This is a genomic window from Faecalibacterium hominis (ex Afrizal et al. 2022), from assembly GCF_049545105.1.
Classification (GTDB): Bacteria; Bacillota; Clostridia; order Oscillospirales; family Ruminococcaceae; genus Faecalibacterium; species Faecalibacterium duncaniae.
On the sequence record NZ_CP186860.1, the window covers coordinates 1087339 to 1105313 of the forward strand.

Below are 17975 nucleotides of genomic sequence, written 5' to 3' on the forward strand. Positions count from 1 at the left end.
TCCTTCTTTTCTTGACGCACCTCCCATCGTCCATTACAATAAAATCAGAATGGAATGGTATTTTCCTCCAAAACCGAAAGAGAGTGCAATGGCTCTTATTCCGCATTGTTCGTTTCCATGAAAGGAGGGAACGGTATGAAAAGCTGCTCTCACATCTTTGCTCTTTTGACCGCCTGCATGGTTCTGCTGTGCGGCTGTTCTGACTACCTTTCGCTTTCCAAAGCATCCACCATTTCCAACCCTCAAACGGAATATGATACCGCTCTGAAAGAATATCTTGCTTCGCTGGAAACACCGCTTTTCACCATAGAAGTCAAACACAGTGAGGACGCTCCCATTGTCTGGGAGGATGCCGGAACAGAGGCCGCTGTCCGGCTCCTGTTGAACCGCCCGGAGGGCACCATCAGCCGCAGCGATGTCTGGGGCCTTAACACGCTCACCATCACCGAACGAACCATGTTTGAGGGCGATTCGGGCACGATCACCATCGTTACCGTGACCGCCCAGCAGGGAGATGCCACACTGGAACAGGAGATATCGGCTGTCGGAAAAGAAAGTCCGCTTCCTGCGCTGGTCTCTCTGCACGATCTTCAGTATTTCGACAGCCTGCAAACCTTTTCCTATTCCACCTCGCCGACGGCCAATCAGGCGTTCACGGACTTTTCCGGCGTTGAAGAGCTGTCCCATCTCGAACGCTTCAGCATGAACGGGGCACGGCCCGAAACGTTGGAGCCGCTTTCTCACCTGTCCCAGCTGAAACAACTCTCCCTGACCGAATGCGGCACCCTCGACCTGACACCTCTGGAAGGTCTGGAACAGTTGGAATCGCTGACCCTCTCTTCAAACGACAGGATCGTTTCACTGGAACCGGTCACCAAACTCCCGGCACTGCGTTATCTCTCCCTCAGTTCCGGCACAGCAGTTCCCAGTCTGGAGCCGCTGGCTCAGACCAATCTTGCCGTTCTTGATCTCGGCCTCGGGGTCGGGCAAAGCGGGCTTTACAAAGAAATTGATTATTCGCCCCTGTCCCAGCTGCCCGATCTGGTCTGTCTGAACCTGACAAATCACACCAGGGTCACCACAAAGCTCTGCAAACAGATCCTTGCCCATTCTCCTGACCTGCGTTTTCTGAACATTCAGAACACCCCTGCTTCGGAGGGTAGTGCGCTGGATGTGGAATACCTGCGGGCTTACACGGAAGCAGATCTGCTGAAACGGCTTGCCAACAAGCTGCGCAATACCTTTGGCTGACACACAAAAGCGGCCCCGGAGAGTTTTTCCTTCTCTCCGGGGCCGCGTTTTGTTCCGGCTCAGCCGAACAGCTTTTTGGTATTATGGGTATAGACCGAGAGCACCAGGCCCACACAGATGTACAGCATCAGCACCGAGCTGCCGCCCGCCGAATAGAACGGCAGGGTGACACCGATCACGGGCAGGACGCGCAAGTTCATGCCCACGTTCACGGCGATCTGGGCCAGCAGAGCGCCGCCGATGCCCGCGCAGATGAAGGTGCCCAGCAGATCCTCGCTGCGGGCACCGGTGAGGAAGGTCTTGATGACCAGTGCAAACAGCACGCCCAGCACCACGCAGCAGCCCACAAAGCCCGCCGCGTTGCCGATCCAGCTCAGGATGAAATCGTTGTGGGCGTTGGGCACGCTGTAATAACTGCCGCCAAACAGCCCGTTGCCAAAGATGCCTCCCGAACCAAGCGCGATCTCGCCGCGCTGCTGCTGGTAGATGATGTTCTTCCAGATGGTCTCGCTGGGGGCCCAGCCGGTCTTGTTATCGGGATCGATGACGGCAAGGATGCGGTACCACTGGTATCCCTTGCCGATCTTATCGCTGAAAAAGGCGAACGCCGTCGCCATAGCCACTGCCGCCGCCGAGACCGCCCCCAGGATATACTTCCAGCTCAGGCCCGCCGCAAACATCATGCAGCAGCCGATGATGGCATAGATGATGGCGGTGCCGTCGTCGCCCTGAACATGGATGATAAGGATGGGCACTGCCAGATGCAGCAGCAGCTTGCCCAGCTCCTTTGGCTCGTTGAGCCGGGTGCGCACATTGTTCAGGTGCATGGCAAAAGTCAGGATAAAGCTGATCTTGGCCAGCTCTGTGGGCTGCAGGGTAAAGCCCCCCAGCTTGTACCAGGAATAGTTGTCGGTATCACCCGCGTTATAGCCGATGGTCAGCGGGCCGATGCTCACATTGCGCAGCACCAGCGTGGGCAGCACCATGCCCCAGGTCAGGGCCACGTGCACCGGCCACACCTTCACCAGGCTGCGGTAATCGATGTTGGACAGCAGCACCGCAATGACCAGCCCGATGAGGGCTGCACCCGCCTGCACCGCCGCCCGGCGGTAATCGCCCAGACCGGTGATCTGGCCGGTGATCTCATCCACGGCAAAGCCATTGCCCTGCTTGGCTGCCCAGCTCGAAAGTGCTGTCACAGCCATTACGCTGCTGAAGATGCACAGCAGCAGGTAAGTTTTATCGGTGCGCTTGAAGTAGCGCCGAATGTTTTCCAAACGAAAACACCTCTTTCTTTCATTGGATCGCCCGCTCAGGTCTGCTTCGCTCGTCCGCAATGCCGGAGAGGGCGTATACTGCTCCATTATGTTATATAAGTATACCGCACCACCCATTTTTGCGCAAGATTGCGGAAGTTTTTTCCACAGATCTTTTCATCCTGTGACAACTCTGCAAAATATTTGCCGCAGCCTTGACAAAGCCCCCTCCACCTTCTAAAATGGAAGCTGGAGACCTGCTTTTTCGGCAGGATTTTTCCGGAGGAACTTCCAAGATGAAAACAAACTCTCATCGCTTTCTGTGCGCGCTCTGCGCACTGACTGTTTTTATTTCCGCGCTCTTCCCTGCTTCTGCCTTTGCCGCACAGGCAGCCGACACCGTGGCCCAGACTACGCTGACCACTGCCGATGCCCGGGAGATGCAGCAGGCCGACAGCGTCGTGACCGCCCTGACCGGCAGCGACGCTTACGCTGAGATGACCCGTGCCCAGCGGCTGGATGCCGCCGTGGCACAGCTGCAGCAGCTGGCCGAGGAAGGGCTTGTTTCGGCGCGCTCTCTCCATGTGGACGAAGAAAACGGCATGGTCAGCTTTGCCTACAGCTGCGGCGCGCTGGGCGGCGTTTTGGTGGAGGACCCGGACGAGGAAAACACACCCTTCGCCCTTTCCGAACTGCCCGCTGTGGATCTGCACGAAATGTCCAACGCCCCGCAGGGGGATCTGGGCAGCGCCATGATCTACTACGCCTTTGACAACACCGTGAACAGCTCCCGCTACCCGTACTACTCCTATATGAAGGGCTTCTGGACCGCGATGGGCCTGCACACCCGAATCGATAGCACGGTCACCGTCTCTGACCTGAAACGGATGAACGATTACGGGCTGTGCATCCTCAGCGCCCACGGCTCCTACTACACCTACACCTCCGGTTTTCTGTTCAAACAGACCCGTACCGAGCCGGTCATCCTGCTGACGGAGGAATCGGATTTCTACAAGGACCTCTACTACGGCATCGATCTGCTGACCCACCGGGTCATCAAGATCAACGGCCTGTACTGCATCACGCCCAGCTTTTTCCGGGCGGCATACCGGGGCGGCCAGCTTAAGGACACCGTAGTGCTCTCCGAGACCTGTGAGTTCCTTGGCGTGAGCGGCAGTCTGGATACCTCCATGGCCGATGCCCTGCTGGCCGGTGGTGCCAAAGCAGTGGCAGGCTATGTGAACAACGTCTACACCGTGTATTCCCGCAGTATGCTGTGGGATACCGTCAACCACCTGATCCTGGGCCAGACCCTGCAGGAATCCGTTCAGCACTCCATGGATACCTATGGTGCGGATGATCTGGTCTGGTACAACGCGCAGGGCGGCAAGCGCCCCCATGCGGCGGCAGCTTACCCGCTGCTGTTCGGTGATGTTGGGGTCCGGCTGATCGAACCGAACGCGGCACCTGCCCCGCAGGTAGTACAGCAGGCCGCTTGAGCGTTGCACTTTTGCTCGATTTATATTATACTGGGGGATGGCAGAAGCTTCTGTCATCCCTTTTGTATTACGATTAAACCTCTCAGTCGCCTGCGGCGACAGCTCCCCTAATAGGGGAGCCCTTGGCAAAACGGTTTCGTTTCTGCTGAACTCCTGAAGTTTGATCAAATAATCGAGGTATCCTATGAGCGAATATATTACACACTCCAGAGAAGAAACGGTGGCGCTTGGCCGGAAGCTGGCGGCAGTGCTGCCGGACGGGGCACTGATCGCCTTCACCGGCGGTCTGGGCGCGGGCAAGACCGCCTTTTGTGAGGGCCTGGCCGAGGGGCTGGGCTGCACCGACCCGGTCAGCAGCCCCACCTTTGCCATCGTCAACTATTACCGCGGTCCCCGCCCGCTGGCCCACTTCGACCTCTACCGCATCTCCACCGAGAACGACCTGTGTGCCGCCGGTTTTTACGATTATCTGGATCAGGGTGCCATTGTGGCCGCTGAGTGGAGCGAAAACTTCGCCGACCTGCTGGCCCCGGAAAACCCGATCCACATCAACATTGACCGGGTGGATGACACCACCCGCCGCATCACCATCGAGGGGGTCAGCGTATGAATATCTTAGCCGTAGACACCGCCGGTAAAACGCTGGGCGTGGCCCTGCTGCAGGACGACCGCCTGAAGTACGAGTGCTATCTGGACGGCGGCATGACCCATAGCGAAACCCTGATGCCGCTGGTGGATCACTGCCTGAAGCTGTGCGGCCTGACCTGTGCAGACATCGACCTGTTCGGTGTGAACGCAGGCCCCGGCAGCTTTACCGGCCTGCGCATCGGGCTGGCCGCCGTCAAGGGGCTGGCTTTCCCCCGCGAGACCCTATGTGCCCCGGTCTCCACGCTGGAAGCGCTGGCCGCTGCCCACACCGGCGAGGGCACCGTGCTCTGCGCGCTGGATGCCCGCCGTGCCCAGGTGTACAGCGCCGCTTTTGACCTGGCCACCCACACCCGCCTGCTGGATGATGATGCCCGGGCTGTGGCTGACCTTGCCCAATTTGTAGAAAATTGCAAAAAGCCCCTGTTTTTTGTTGGTGATGGCGCATCTCTGTGCTATAATAAATACAGCAATGTTCCGGGCGTGCTCACTGTTCCGCCGGAGCTGCGGGGCGGCCGGGCCGCTGCCGTGGCCCTGGTGGCCAAGCAGATGGCCCAGCGAGGCGAAGCCGTTCTGCCTGAGGCCCTGCTGCCGGATTATCACCGCCTGAGCCAGGCCGAGCGGGAACGCGCCGAGCGCCTTGCTGCCGAGGCCGCTGCCCGGAACAACGATACGGAAAACGGAAAGGATTGAAATTTCTCATGGCAAAACCCATTGCGCTTGCCGCCGACCATGGCGGTTTTGAACTGAAGGAAGCCGTCAAGGCTCATCTGGACGAGCTGGGGCTGGAGTATATCGACTTTGGCACCCACAGCACTGCCAGCGTGGATTACCCCGACATGGCACTGCCTGCCTGTGACGCTGTGGTCAGCGGCCAGTGCGACAAAGCCCTGCTGTTCTGCGGCACCGGTGTCGGCATCAGCATGGCCGCCAACAAGGTCAAGGGCATCCGCGCCTGCTGCTGCTCCGACAGCTTCAGCTGCGAGTACACCCGCCGCCACAACGATGCCAACGCCCTGTGCATGGGCGGCCGCGTTGTCGGCCCCGGCCTTGCCTGCCAGCTGGTGGATCTGTTCCTGAACACCCCGTTTGAGGGCGGCCGCCACGAAAAGCGCATTGCAAAACTGATGGCAATCGAAACCCGATAAACATAAAAAGGAGCGTGTATTTATGACCCCTATGATCGTTGAGCATCCCCTGCTGCAGCACAAGCTGAGCATCCTGCGCAACAAGCAGACCGGTACCAAGGAGTTCCGTGATCTGGTCGGCGAGATCGCAACCCTGCTGTGCTACGAGGCCACCCGTGACCTGCCCATGGAGGAGGTCGAGATCGAGACCCCCATCACCATGGCAAAGACCAAGGTGCTGGCAGGCCGCAAGCTGGCTCTGGTACCCATCCTGCGTGCAGGCATGGGTATGCTGGATGGTATGCTGACCCTGCTGCCCGCTGCAAAGGTCGGCTTCATCGGCCTGTACCGCAACGAGGAGACCCTGCAGCCCGTGGAATACTTCTGCAAGCTGCCCCAGGATATCGCCGAGCGTGACGTTCTGGTTCTGGACCCCATGCTGGCAACCGGCGGCAGCGCCATTGATGCCATCACCCAGATCAAGAAGCACGGCGCAAAGCGCATCAAGTTCATCGGTCTGATCGCTGCTCCGGAAGGCATTGAGGCCCTGCACAAGGCTCACCCCGATGTTGACATCTACCTGGGCGCTAAGGACGACCACCTGAACGAGAACGGCTACATCGTTCCCGGTCTGGGCGATGCCGGCGACCGCATCTACGGCACGAAGTAAATCTGAATCAACAAAAAGTGGGCGGTTCGTGTGAACCGTCCACTTTTTGTTTACTCAGATATTACCGCCCGCGGCCACCGCCGCCGCCATGGAAGGAGCCGCCGCCTGCGTGGAAGCTGCCGCCCCCGCCAAAGCTGCCGCCGGAGCGTCCGCCGCCCATGCCGCCAAAGGAACCACCGCCAAAGCCGCCGCCCCCACGGGGAGGACGCGGCCCGCCGCCGCGGGGCGGTCTAGGCCCGCGCGGGCCACGGGGGCCGCCGGGGCCCCAATCATCATACGGAGGTCTGCGCCGCCGTCTGCTGCCCAGGCCGTAGCCCAGCCCGAAACCGAAGAAGGGGCCAAACCCGCCGCCGCCAAAGCCGCGCCGGATGCCGCCGAAGATGGAGGTCAGGGCAAACACCACGATCACCACTGCCAGAAGGGTGAGGAAGGGCGATTGATAGGATGCTGCCGGGGCCTCATAGTAATCATTCCCGTTGTTATAACCATCCGTATTGCCATTGCTGACCGTGCCGGTGGTTCCACTCAGGGTCACACCGTAGAGATCGGCAATGGTGCTGGCCACATTGTTGGCGCAGGTGGTCACAGCCGCGTCATAATCGCCCGCCGCGAAGGAATCCTCCATGGTCTGGGCAATGGCGCTGGCCTGCTTTTCCAGCGTGGTATTGCGGAAGCCGTCGCCGGTGGCAAGGTAATAGTCGCCATCGGCGTACTGCTGGGACTGCATGACCAGCAGGATCAGCACACCGTTGTTTTTGCTGGAGCTGCCCAGCCCCCAGGTGTTGGCGGCCTGCACGGCGTAATCCTCCGTGGATAAACTTCCCGTATAATCCACAGTCAATACGCCGATCTGTGCACCCTCGCACTGCTGGGTGAGCTGTGCATTCAGGTTCTCAATGGCCGTTTTTGTGCTGCTGCTCAGGATGTTGGCATCATCCACCACGCACTGACTGCTGGGCAGATCGGGCAGCTGGGCCTTAGTGGCCGCAAAGGCGGCGGGCACCAAAGCCGTCAGGCTGACGGTCAGCACCACGAACAGGGCGCAGATGCGGGCGGCAAATCGTTTCATCGTTTTCATGCGAAGGGTTCCACCTCCTGTACGCCGAACAGCCTGCCCAGCATACTGGCCGGGAAGCCGCCGACATCGTTCTGATACTCATACACTGCATCATTGTACTGCAGATTACCAATGATGGTGCCGGCGCTGTTGAACTGGCCGTACTGGCCCTGCACTGCCCCCATCTTCATAGGGTCAGCGGCCTGCTCCTGCATTTTTGCGTAGAGCTGGTCGATCACAGTGCCCAAAGCCTCATTGGCCTGATAGAGGGCGTGCATGGCACTGCCCTGATAATAGGGCAGCGAGGTCAGGGACTGCTTTTTGCTGCCGTTCTGCACTGCTTCCAGGCAGGCAGAAAAATCATCCAGCGCTGCCTGTGCGGCCTGCACCTCGGCGCTGTCGGCCCCCAGCGTGTTTGCGCCGGTGGTGATGATATTTGCTGCCGTGTTGGCACGGGTGGTCAGCTCCTCGCTCAGGGCATAACCGTTGTCGGCCGAAATGCCGGTGGTGAACCACTGGCGGGCCTCGTTATACTTCCCCCTGACCTTGGCACCGCCAAAGCCCGCGAACGCCGCCAGCATCACCACCACGCTCAGCACAAGGGCTGTGCCCTGCTTTGCCAGTTCGGCGGGCAGCGCCTTTTCCAGCCCGGCCAGCTTCTGCTGCAAGGGGGTCAGGCGCACTGCCTCGGTGTCCGGGCGCTTTGCCTCGCGGTAGCTGCCGCTGTCAAAGCCGCCGGGCGTTTGATTCTGTTCTCTGGAAAAATCAGCGTTTGCCATTTCAGCTCCGGATCTCCATCATCTTTTGTTTCAGCTCGTCCTCGATGCGGGTCAGCTCCTGCTCGGCAGCCACACGCTTTGCGCGGCCCTCGGTCTGGATCTTGTTCAGCTCGTCCAGGGTCTCGATCAGGCTCTTGTTGGTCTGCTGCAGGGTCTCGATATCCACCACGCCGCGCTGGCTCTCCTTGGCGGTCTCGATGGTGCCCATCTTGAGGGCATCGGCATTCTTCTTGAGCAGGTCGTTGGTCATGTCGGTCACAGCACGCTCGGCCTGCATGGCCTTCTGAGTGTGGGCCAGACCCAGCGCCAGCACCATCTGGTTCTTCCACAGCGGGATGGTGTTGACGATGGTGGACTGGATCTTTTCAGCCATCATGGTGTTGTTGTTCTGCAGCAGGCGGATCTGGGGGCCCATCTGCAGGCTGATGTTCCGGGTCAGCTCCAGATCGTACAGCTTTTTCTCAAAGCGCTCGCACTGGTCCGCCAGATCACGGGCGGCCTGAGCATCCTCGGGCAGGCCGGACTGCTTGGCCTTGTCCATGGCCTGCTGCAGCTCGTTTGCACGGACCTCTGCCAGCTTTTTCTTGCCGGCCAGGATATACATGCTCAGCTCCTTGAAGTAGGCCATGTTCAGCTCATACATCTTATCCAGCATGGCGATGTCTTTCAGCAGCTGGACCTGATGGCCCTCCAGCATGGACTGGATGTTCTCCACGTTGGTCTCGGCCTTGTTGTACTTGGTCTTCAGGTTATCCAGCTCATTGCTCTTCTTTTTGAAGAAGCCCAGAATGCCCTTCTGCTGCTCCTCATTGGCATCAAAGCTCTTCAGCTCCCCGATGAGGTTGGTGATCATATCACCCACCTCGCCCAGATCCTTGGTGGACACCTTGGCCAGAGCAGCCTCGGAGAAATCGCCGATCTTCTTCTGGCAGGCGGAGCCATACTGCAGCACCTGCTGGCTGTTGGTGATATCGATCTTTTCCGCAAAGGAATCCACCATTGCCTGCTCCTCAGGGGTCAGCTGCACCTCCGGCTGCTGGGCCGCAGGGGCGGGCTCGGGCTTTTTCTCCTCAGCTGCCTCCGGGGTGGGGTCCAGCGTCAGGGTGGGCACTGCAGGAGCATCGAGGTCGAAGTTCAAAGTGTTGTTGTCAGCCATTGTTGATTCCATCCTTTCCAATTACGACAGCGCCTGCCGCCTATCGGCGTGCGCTATTTTCTAACCGGTTTGCCAAGGGCTCCCCCTTCGGGGGAGCTGGCAAAGCCGTCAGGCTTTGACTGAGAGGGTTGTTACAATCCCTGCCCTTTCAGCATATTCTGCAAAACGGTCAGGTCTGCCGAGAGGTCCATGCTCTCGGCAGCATACAGGGCATCCAGCTGATTTTCAAATGCCGTGGCAATGGAGGCTGCATTGCGCTCCACCTCCGCGCGGATGGAGGCGGCATTCTCGCCCCGCACCCCCTGCTTTGCCAGCTTGGCATACTGCTGCAGCACGTTCACGGCATCGGGCAGATAGTAATTGGCGAACCGCCGCACCTGCTTTGCCTTGGCGGGGGTGGCTTCCACCGTTTCCACAATGGAGCGGCCCGCCTTTTCCATCCGGGCCATGGCGGCGGAGAGCTGCGGGTCCGGCAGGGCTTCGTTCAGGGCATGGAGGGTGTCCAGCTGCTGCTGCATCTCGGTCAGCATGGCATCCACATCGTCCACACCGGTATGGAAGGGCACTTCCGTTTCCACCACCCGGGGCGGGCAGATCTTTTTGGCCCCGGCAAAGGCCAGCACAGCCGCGCCCAGCGCCGCCAGCAGTGCCCACAGCCGATAGACCGGAAGCACAGCGCACAGCACCACAAATGCCAGCGCCGCCGCATAGTACGGCAGGACACTGGGCTTCCGGGTGCGAATGATCTTGCTCATGGGTTCCTCCTTTTCCGGGAGCTGCGCCCCCTGTATCTTCCATAATAAATCCTTTTCCAGCGGGGCGCAAGCGTTTCACGAATTATTTACAGGTTTGAAATCGAAATGTCAAACCTCTCAGGCGCTTGCGCGCCAGCTCCCCTCATAGGGGAGCCCCTGGCAGATCGGGTAAGTCCGCGCGGCATTCAAGGCAGAATCCAGTTCGCCAATTCTTTCTGCCAGATCTCCCGTAATTTTTCCGGCCTGCAGGCGGCATTGGCGGGGCTGGTGCTGGGCAGCCTGACCGCCGGGATGCCGCTGACCGGCTCGAGATACTTTGTATAGATCTTATATGCCGTGGCCCCGTTGCAAAAAACAGCCTCAATGGGCGCTTTTGCCAGCAGACCGGCAATATCATTGGGCACCACGTCCCGGATGGACGCATCCGACGCGCCGGTGATGGTACAGCTTTCCAGCGTATCCCACAGGGCCAGCCCGTGACGCAGGATGATCTGCTTTTTTGCTTCGATGTCCTCCCGGGCAGGCACAGGTTCCCCGGTCAGGGCCGCCAGCATGGGCCAGAAGCGGTTTTGCGGGTGGCCGTAGTAGAAGGACATTTCCCGGCTCCTGGGGCTGGGCCAGGTGCCCAGGATCAGCGCCCGGCTGTGCTCGTTGTAGACCGGTGCAAAGCTCACTGCTTTTCCTCCGCGGCTTCCATCTGGCCCCAGGGGGAGCCAAGTTCATGGCCCGAGGGCTCCGCACGGGGGCCGTTGAACCACAGCTCCTCAATGAGGGCGGCAAGGCCGTCCTCCCGCACATCCCCGATGATGCGGTCTGCGGCTTCCTTGGCATCGTCTGAACCGTTGGCCATGCAGCAGCCCAGTCCCGCCGCCTTCAGCATTCCCACATCATTGGCGGAATCGCCCACCGAAACAGCATCGGCCAGCGTCAGACCCACGGTTTCACACAGGTCAGCCAGACCCACCCCCTTATCAATGCCCTCCCGGACGATATCATAGCAGTGCCAGCTGCCCTCACGCACAGCACCCACCATCATAAAGCGGAGGTTCAGGTGGCCGTACTTCCGGTTGAACGCCTCCAGCGCCTCATCGGGCAGGCAGGCAAAGGCGGCATGGGGCATATCGATGAGATGGCGGTCCTGATCCTCGCCGTCCTTGCAGATCAGGCCGCTGCCGCCCAGCTGGGCGTAGAAATCCCGGAGGCTCTCGTATTCGCAGTAGGCATAGTATCCATCCCGGAAATTGAACTGCAGGGGGTAGTTGTAATCCTCGCAGAAATCCACCAGTGCGTACATTTCCTCATTGGTCATCGGGTGCTCGGCGATGATCGCGCCGTCCCTGTCCACCACGCAGGCTCCGTTGTTGGTGATGGCGTAGTCGAACCGGATGCCGCCCAGCTGCTGCTTGTTGATCACGCAGTAGCCGCGGCCGGTGCTCAGCACAAATTTGCCGCCTGCGGCCTGCATCTTTTTCACGGCCTTGACCACCGCCGGGCGGGGGCAGGGCTCACCAAAGGGAACAAGGGTATTGTCGAAATCGCTTGCCAGAAGTTTATATTGCATCGTTGCTCCTATTTCAGCATCCTCACCCTCTCAGGCCGCTTCGCGTCCAGCTCTCCCAAAGGGAGAGCTTTTGACATAATCGGAAACTTCCCAATGACTGTCAAGACCTCCCACTTTGGGGGAGGTGGCATCGCGCAAGCGATGACGGAGAGGGTGAGCCAGTTTATCGTTTTGATACTGTCTAGTATAACACAAAACGCCGCTCCGGGATATCCCGAAACGGCGTTTTGACTGAATATTTTACTTTAACCGAAAATGGCTACCACGATCTGGATCCCAACACCCACAGCCGCACCGGCGGCCCAGGTCAGGCCGGTGATGAAGAGGTTCTGTTTCCAGGAGGGGTTCGCCCGCCAGAGAACAGCCAGGCCCACGCCTGCGCCGGTGCACAGCCCCGCCACCAGACTGGAAAAGCGGAGGGCTCCCTCCACATAGAGCTGGGTCAGCAGGACGCTGGCGGCACAGTTGGGGATCAGCCCCACCAGTGCGGCCACCACCGGCTGGAAGAAACCCATCCGGCCCAGAGCGTCGGCAAAGACATCCTCGCCCACGCCCTCCACAATGAGGCCGAACACCAGACTGAACGCAAAGATGAACACGAAGATCTCCAGCGTGTGGCGAAGGGCGGCTTTCCAGATGGGGGCGGGCTTGCCCTCCTCATCGCTGTGCTCCTCGTGGCAGTCGATCTCATCGGCGCTGCCGGTATAGCCGCCCCGCAGGCTCCTGGGCAGAACGCCCCGCAGGACAAAATCCAGCACCAGGCCCACCGCAATGGCGTACACCACCTTGATGACCATGAGCAGCACCAGCTTATCCCAGTAGGCAGGCATGGAGACCAGCAGCGGAACCGCTTCATCACTGGTGGCGAGGAACACGGCCATCAGCGTGCCCAGGCTGATGACCCGGGACGCATAGAAATTGGACGCAATGGCAGAGAAACCGCACTGGGGCACACAGCCCAGCAGTGCCGCCGGAACAGAGCCCCAGCGCCCACCCCCCGCCAGAATGGCTTCGATGCGCTCGCCGTGGCGGTTCTCCACATATTCAATGAACAGATAGGCCAAAAACAGGAAGGGCAGCATCTTGGCGGTGTCCACCAGAGATTCGCCCAGAACATCCAGAAACAATTCCATTTGATACTCCAAAAACAACTGTAATGTGCTTTATTGCAGTAAATTGCAATCAATTTGCATTTTCGTGCAAGGGAGATTATACACGCTTCGGATGCAAATTGCAAGAGGAATTTGCAAAAAGTTTGCATTTTTGTTTTTGGGAGAACGAAAATGCCCTCTCAGTCAAGGCCGCAGGCCTTGCCAGCTCCCCCTTCGGGAGAGGTGGCAGCGCGTTCACGCTGACAGAGAGGGCTATTCATTTCAGATCAGATCTCGGCCAGGATCGCATCACCCATGGCGGTGCAGCCCAGGCAGGTGCAGCCTTCGCTCATGTTGTCTGCCGTGCGCAGACCCTTGTTCAGCACCTTGTTCACAGCATTCTCAATGGCATCGGCTTCCTCAGTCATGCCAAAGGAGTAGCTCAGCATCATGGCGGCAGAGAGGATGCAGGCGGTGGGGTTGACGATATCCCTGCCCGCAATGTCGGGGGCCGAGCCGTGAATGGGCTCGTACAGGCCCCGGGTGCCATCACCCAAAGAGGAGGACGGGATCATGCCGATGGAGCCGGTGATCATGGAAGCCTCATCGGAGAGGATATCGCCGAACATATTCTCGGTGACGATGACATCGAACTGCGCGGGGTTCTTTACGATCTGCATGGCGCAGTTGTCCACGAACATCTCGCTGTACTCCACGTCCGGGTACTCGGCCTGCAGGCGGTGCATCACACTGCGCCACAGGCGGCTGGTATCCAGCACGTTGGCCTTATCCACACAGCAGAGCTTCTTGCGGCGTTTCTGGGCGGTCTCGAAGCCGATGCGGCCGATGCGCTCGATCTCGTGCTCGGAGTAGGGCATGGAGTCGATGGCCTGCTTTTCGCCGTTCTCCAGGGTGTGGGTCTCGTGCTTGCCGAAATACACGCCTCCGATCAGCTCCCGCACGATGATGAAGTCAATGCCCTGTGCCACGATCTCAGGCTTCAGGGGGCTGGCCGGGGCCAGCTGGGGCCAGATCTTAGCGGGGCGGTTGTTTGAGTACAGGCCCATGCCCGCGCGCAGGCGCAGCAGACCCTTTTCCGGGCGCTGCTCACCGGGCAGGCCCTCCCACTTGGGGCCGCCCACGGCACCCAGCAGGACGCTGTCCGCAGCAAGGCACTTGTCCAGCTCGTGCTGAGGCAGCGGGTCGCCGTACTTGTCAATGGCTTCGCCGCCCATGGCGGCATCGGTATAGTGGAAGGTGTGGCCATACTTTTCAGCCACCTTATCAAGCACCCGGATGGTCTGTTTCACGATCTCGGGGCTGGAGCAGTCGCCCCAGATGACAGCAATGTTTTTTTCCATGGGAAAGCTCCTTACTTCTTATTTTTGATGGACTTCATCAGGCCACCGTCGGCAATGATCTTCTGGATAAACGGCGGGAAGGGTTCCGCCTGGAAGGTCTTGCCGGTGGTCTCATCGGTGATGAGGCCGGTAGTAAAATCCACGCTGACGGTATCCCCTGCGCTGATGGAATCCACAGCCTCGGGGCACTCCATGATGGGCAGACCGATGTTGATGCTGTTGCGGTAGAAGATACGGGCAAAGCTCTTGGCAATGACCACCGAGATGCCTGCGGCCTTGATGGCCACGGGGGCGTGCTCACGGGAGGAGCCGCAGCCGAAGTTCCAGCCGCCCACCATAACATCGCCATCCCTGACGTTCCGGACAAAGTCCTTGTCGATGTCCTCCATGCAGTGGCTGGCCAGCTCCTTGGGGTCCTGGGTGTTCAGGTGGCGGGCCGGAATGATGACATCGGTGTCCACGTTATCCGGGTATTTGAAAACAGAACCTTTTGCGTTCATCGTTGTTTCTCCTTTTCGATCAGACCGTGCGGGGGTCGGTGATATAGCCGGTCAGGGCGCTGGCAGCGGCAGTGGCCGGGCTTGCCAGATAGACTTCACTCTTGACATGGCCCATGCGGCCCACAAAGTTGCGGTTGGTGGTGGAGACACAGCGCTCCCCCTCGGCCAGGATGCCCATGTAGCCGCCCAGGCAGGGGCCGCAGGTGGGGGTGGACACGATGCAGCCCGCATCAATAAAGGCTTCGGTCCAGCCGCGCAGGATGCACTCCTTATAAACCGCCATGGTGGCCGGGATGATGATGCCCCGCACGCCCTTGGCAATGTGTCTGCCCTTGAGGATGTTGTAAGCGGCCTCCATATCCTCCAAACGGCCATTGGTGCAGCTGCCGATGACCACCTGATCGATCCGGATGTCCTTTCCCTCGCTGGCGGGGTGGGTGTTCTCCGGCAGATGGGGGTAGCTGACCGTGGGCTCCAGCTTGTCCAGATCGATCTCGATGGTCTTTTCGTATTCGGCATCCGGGTCAGCCTCGTAGTAGACCGGGGTGCGCTGGCTGCGGCCGTTCAGATACGCTCTGGTGACCTCGTCCACAGGGAAGATGCCGTTCTTGGCACCGGCCTCAATGGCCATGTTGCAGACGCAGAGGCGATCCTCCATGGTCAGGGAAGCCACGCCCGGGCCGGTGAATTCCATGGACTTGTACAGTGCGCCGTCCACACCGATCATGCCGATGATGTGCAGGATCAGATCCTTGCCGGATACGCGGGGGCTGAACTTGCCCTTGAGCACAAACTTGATGGCAGAGGGCACCTTGAACCATGCCATGCCGGTGGCCATACCGGCGGCCATATCGGTGGAGCCCACCCCCGTGGAGAATGCGCCCAGTGCACCGTAGGTGCAGGTGTGGCTGTCGGCACCGATGATGCAGTCACCAGCGGTCACGATGCCTTTTTCGGGCAGGAGGGCATGTTCAACACCCATCTGGCCCACATCGTAGAAGTTGAGGATATCATATTTGTTGGCAAACTCGCGGCACTGCTTGGACTGGGTTGCGCTCTTGATATCCTTATTGGGGACGAAGTGATCCAGCACGATGGCAATGTGCTCCTTGTCGAACACGCCGTCAAAGCCTGCCTTCTCAAACTCGTTGATGGCGACCGGGGTGGTGATATCGTTGCCCAGCACGATATCGAGCTTGGCATTGATGAGCTGGCCTGCCTTGACCTCCGGCAAACCCGCATGTGCGGCCAGAATTTTCTGCGTCAGAGTCATTCCCATGGTGATACTCTCCTTTTATACTGTTGACAAACTCCTTCCGTCATCGCCTGCGGCGATGCCACCTCCCTCAAGGAGGGAGGCTTTAAGGCTCCCTCTCCGAGGGAGCTGTCACGGCTGCGCCGTGACTGAGGGAGTTACTTATTATTGATCGCGCTCACCAGCGCCTTGATGCCGGCAACGATGATATCCGTGTCGGTGCCGGCACCCCAGGTCATGCTGCCATCGCCCCAGGCAAGGCCCACATAAGAAGCCGCGCGGGAGGTACTGCCCTCGTCCAGGCTGTGCTCCGAGTAGCTTTCCAGATGGAAGTCCATCCCGGTGGCGCTCTGGATGGCGTTGGCCACAGCATCCAGACGACCATTGCCCACCGAGGTGACCACCTTGCGCTGGCCGTTCAGGTCCAGGGTGACCGTGGCGGTAATGCCGTTGACCTGTGCAAAGTGGGCCTCCACCACACGGAGGGGCTTTTCGCGGTTGAGGAAGCTCTCCTCGAAGATGCGGAGCACCTCGCCTGCACTCAGCTCCTTGTGGCTGTGGTCGGACACGCTCTTGACCTTGTAGCCCAGCACCTCGCGCATCTTGGGGGGCAGATTATAGCCGTAGTTCTGTTCCAGCACAAAGCCGATGCCGCCCTTGCCGCTCTGGCTGTTGATGCGGATGACATCGGCATCATAGGTGCGGCCGATATCGTGGGGATCGATGGGGATGTAGGGGCAGGTCCAGCGGTGCTCGCCCCGCTCCTTGCGGTAGGCCATGCCCTTTGCAATGGCATCCTGATGGCTACCCGAGAAGGCTGCAAACACCAGCTGACCGGCGTAGGGGGTGCGCTCGTAGATGTGCATCCGGGTCACGCGCTCGTAGGTAGCGCAGATCCCGGGCATATCAGAAAAGTCCAGCCTGGGGTCTACGCCGTGGCTGTACAGATTCATGGCCAGAGTCACGGCATCCACGTTGCCGGTACGCTCACCGTTGCCGAACAGGCAGCACTCCACGCGCTGGGCTCCGGCCAGAACGGCCATTTCGGCGCAGGCAACACCGGTGCCGCGGTCGTTGTGGGGATGGGTGGAGATGATCACACTGTCGCGGTACTTGAGGTGCTTGTCGCAGTACTCGATCTGGTTGGCGTAGACATGGGGCATACTCATCTCCACGGTCACCGGCAGGTTGATGATCATGGGGCGGTCAGAGGTGGGCTGCATGATATCCAGCACTGCGTTGCAGACCTCCACAGCATAGTCCACCTCGGTGCCGGTAAAGCTCTCGGGGCTGTACTCAAACAGGAAGTTGCCCTCGTATTCCTGGCTCAGCTGTTTGACCAGCTTTGCGCCGTCGGTGGCGATCTTCTTGATCTCTTCCCTGCTCTTGTGGAACACCTGCTCGCGCTGGGCCACAGAGGTGGAATTATAGAAGTGGATCACCGCGCGGGGGGCACCCTTGACAGCCTCAAAGGTCTTGCGGATGATGTGGTCGCGGCACTGGGTCAGCACCTGCACGGTCACGTCCTCCGGGATCATGTTTTTCTCGATCAGGGTGCGCAGGAACTCGTACTCGGTATCGCTGGCGGCGGGGAACCCCACCTCGATCTCCTTGAACCCGATCTTTACCAGCATCTGGAAGAACTCCAGCTTTTCCTCCAGGCTCATGGGCACGATCAGGGCCTGATTGCCGTCGCGCAGATCCACACTGCACCAGGCCGGGGCCTTTTCAATGTGATCCTTCTTCACCCAGCTGTCATAACCGGCAGGGACAGGGTAATATCCCGGTGCGTACTTGGTTGCGTCCATCATTCTCGTTTCCTCCAGATCCTACACTTATTTAAAATTAAAGTAAAAGGCCCTCGTCTCCAAGGCGATAAGCCTTGAGAGACGAGGGCCTGTCATTTTTTCTAACAGAGCACCCGTGGTACCACTCTCTTTGCTGGAAAACCAGCCACTCACACGATCAGCTTTTGGCGGCGAATCGCTGCCCCGGTAACGGTGGGCATCCGT

The 17975-nt window shown here is 59.5% G+C and carries 18 protein-coding genes and 1 other annotated feature (1 of these 19 running past the window's edge); of the genes, 6 read left to right on the forward strand and 12 right to left on the reverse strand.

Annotated features, from left to right (window positions below; genetic code table 11):
- The first annotated feature begins 135 nt into the window (after positions 1-135).
- Complete coding sequence (locus ACKXGA_RS05180) at positions 136-1251, forward strand: leucine-rich repeat domain-containing protein (RefSeq protein WP_097770449.1); 1116 nt, start codon at positions 136-138, stop codon at positions 1249-1251.
- Between the two features lie 59 nt (positions 1252-1310).
- Here the strand turns inward: ACKXGA_RS05180 and ACKXGA_RS05185 are convergent, their stop codons facing one another.
- Positions 1311-2528 (reverse strand): FtsW/RodA/SpoVE family cell cycle protein, encoded by a 1218-nt coding sequence (locus ACKXGA_RS05185; protein WP_223384138.1) that lies wholly within the window; start codon positions 2526-2528, stop codon positions 1311-1313.
- A 275-nt stretch (positions 2529-2803) separates the two neighbouring features.
- Between ACKXGA_RS05185 and ACKXGA_RS05190 the strand changes: the two genes are divergently transcribed.
- The 5 genes from ACKXGA_RS05190 (at position 2804) to upp (ending at position 6448) form a co-directional block, all read left to right on the forward strand.
- On the forward strand, positions 2804-4006 hold the full coding sequence (locus ACKXGA_RS05190) for a hypothetical protein (protein WP_423730231.1): 1203 nt from the start codon (positions 2804-2806) through the stop codon (positions 4004-4006).
- A 184-nt stretch (positions 4007-4190) separates the two neighbouring features.
- Positions 4191-4616, forward strand: coding sequence for a tRNA (adenosine(37)-N6)-threonylcarbamoyltransferase complex ATPase subunit type 1 TsaE (tsaE, locus tag ACKXGA_RS05195; protein WP_423730232.1), 426 nt, complete (start codon positions 4191-4193; stop codon positions 4614-4616).
- Entirely contained in the window at positions 4613-5344 is a 732-nt protein-coding gene (gene tsaB, locus ACKXGA_RS05200; RefSeq protein ID WP_005931509.1) for a tRNA (adenosine(37)-N6)-threonylcarbamoyltransferase complex dimerization subunit type 1 TsaB, read from the forward strand. The genes tsaE and tsaB overlap by 4 nt, the downstream gene beginning before the upstream one ends.
- A gap of 8 nt (positions 5345-5352) precedes the next feature.
- A complete protein-coding gene (rpiB, locus tag ACKXGA_RS05205) occupies positions 5353-5799 on the forward strand; it encodes a ribose 5-phosphate isomerase B (protein ID WP_005931511.1) in 447 nt (148 codons plus the stop codon).
- A 22-nt stretch (positions 5800-5821) separates the two neighbouring features.
- A complete protein-coding gene (gene upp, locus ACKXGA_RS05210) occupies positions 5822-6448 on the forward strand; it encodes a uracil phosphoribosyltransferase (protein ID WP_035393712.1) in 627 nt (208 codons plus the stop codon).
- A 61-nt stretch (positions 6449-6509) separates the two neighbouring features.
- Here the strand turns inward: upp and ACKXGA_RS05215 are convergent, their stop codons facing one another.
- The 11 genes from ACKXGA_RS05215 to ACKXGA_RS05265 form a co-directional block, all read right to left on the reverse strand.
- Positions 6510-7526, reverse strand: coding sequence for a TPM domain-containing protein (locus ACKXGA_RS05215; RefSeq protein ID WP_154276742.1), 1017 nt, complete (start codon positions 7524-7526; stop codon positions 6510-6512).
- Complete coding sequence (locus ACKXGA_RS05220; protein ID WP_423730233.1) at positions 7523-8284, reverse strand: LemA; 762 nt, start codon at positions 8282-8284, stop codon at positions 7523-7525. Before ACKXGA_RS05220 ends, ACKXGA_RS05215 begins: the two co-directional genes overlap by 4 nt.
- Before the next feature lies 1 nt (position 8285).
- On the reverse strand, positions 8286-9440 hold the full coding sequence (locus ACKXGA_RS05225) for a toxic anion resistance protein (protein ID WP_242885986.1): 1155 nt from the start codon (positions 9438-9440) through the stop codon (positions 8286-8288).
- Between the two features lie 131 nt (positions 9441-9571).
- Complete coding sequence (locus ACKXGA_RS05230; protein ID WP_097773504.1) at positions 9572-10195, reverse strand: 5-bromo-4-chloroindolyl phosphate hydrolysis family protein; 624 nt, start codon at positions 10193-10195, stop codon at positions 9572-9574.
- Between the two features lie 185 nt (positions 10196-10380).
- On the reverse strand, positions 10381-10869 hold the full coding sequence (locus tag ACKXGA_RS05235) for a DNA-deoxyinosine glycosylase (protein WP_423730234.1): 489 nt from the start codon (positions 10867-10869) through the stop codon (positions 10381-10383).
- The gene (locus ACKXGA_RS05240) at positions 10866-11756 is read right to left on the reverse strand and encodes a Cof-type HAD-IIB family hydrolase (protein ID WP_423730235.1); all 891 of its coding nucleotides are present in this window, start codon (positions 11754-11756) and stop codon (positions 10866-10868) included. Before ACKXGA_RS05240 ends, ACKXGA_RS05235 begins: the two co-directional genes overlap by 4 nt.
- Positions 11757-12001: 245 nt before the next feature.
- Positions 12002-12889 (reverse strand): putative manganese transporter, encoded by an 888-nt coding sequence (locus ACKXGA_RS05245; protein ID WP_423730236.1) that lies wholly within the window; start codon positions 12887-12889, stop codon positions 12002-12004.
- Positions 12890-13134: 245 nt separating this feature from the next.
- The gene (gene leuB, locus ACKXGA_RS05250; protein ID WP_423730237.1) at positions 13135-14208 is read right to left on the reverse strand and encodes a 3-isopropylmalate dehydrogenase; all 1074 of its coding nucleotides are present in this window, start codon (positions 14206-14208) and stop codon (positions 13135-13137) included.
- 11 nt (positions 14209-14219) lie between these two features.
- Positions 14220-14708 carry a 3-isopropylmalate dehydratase small subunit gene (gene leuD, locus ACKXGA_RS05255; protein WP_223454931.1) on the reverse strand — a complete coding sequence of 163 codons (489 nt, stop codon included), beginning with the start codon at positions 14706-14708 and terminating at the stop codon, positions 14220-14222.
- A 19-nt stretch (positions 14709-14727) separates the two neighbouring features.
- Positions 14728-15987, reverse strand: a complete 1260-nt coding sequence (gene leuC, locus ACKXGA_RS05260; RefSeq protein ID WP_156065633.1) for a 3-isopropylmalate dehydratase large subunit — start codon at positions 15985-15987, stop codon at positions 14728-14730.
- 134 nt (positions 15988-16121) lie between these two features.
- Positions 16122-17774 carry a 2-isopropylmalate synthase gene (locus ACKXGA_RS05265; protein ID WP_423730238.1) on the reverse strand — a complete coding sequence of 551 codons (1653 nt, stop codon included), beginning with the start codon at positions 17772-17774 and terminating at the stop codon, positions 16122-16124.
- Between the two features lie 71 nt (positions 17775-17845).
- Positions 17846-17975 (reverse strand) — a binding site (T-box leader); it runs 127 nt beyond the window's last position.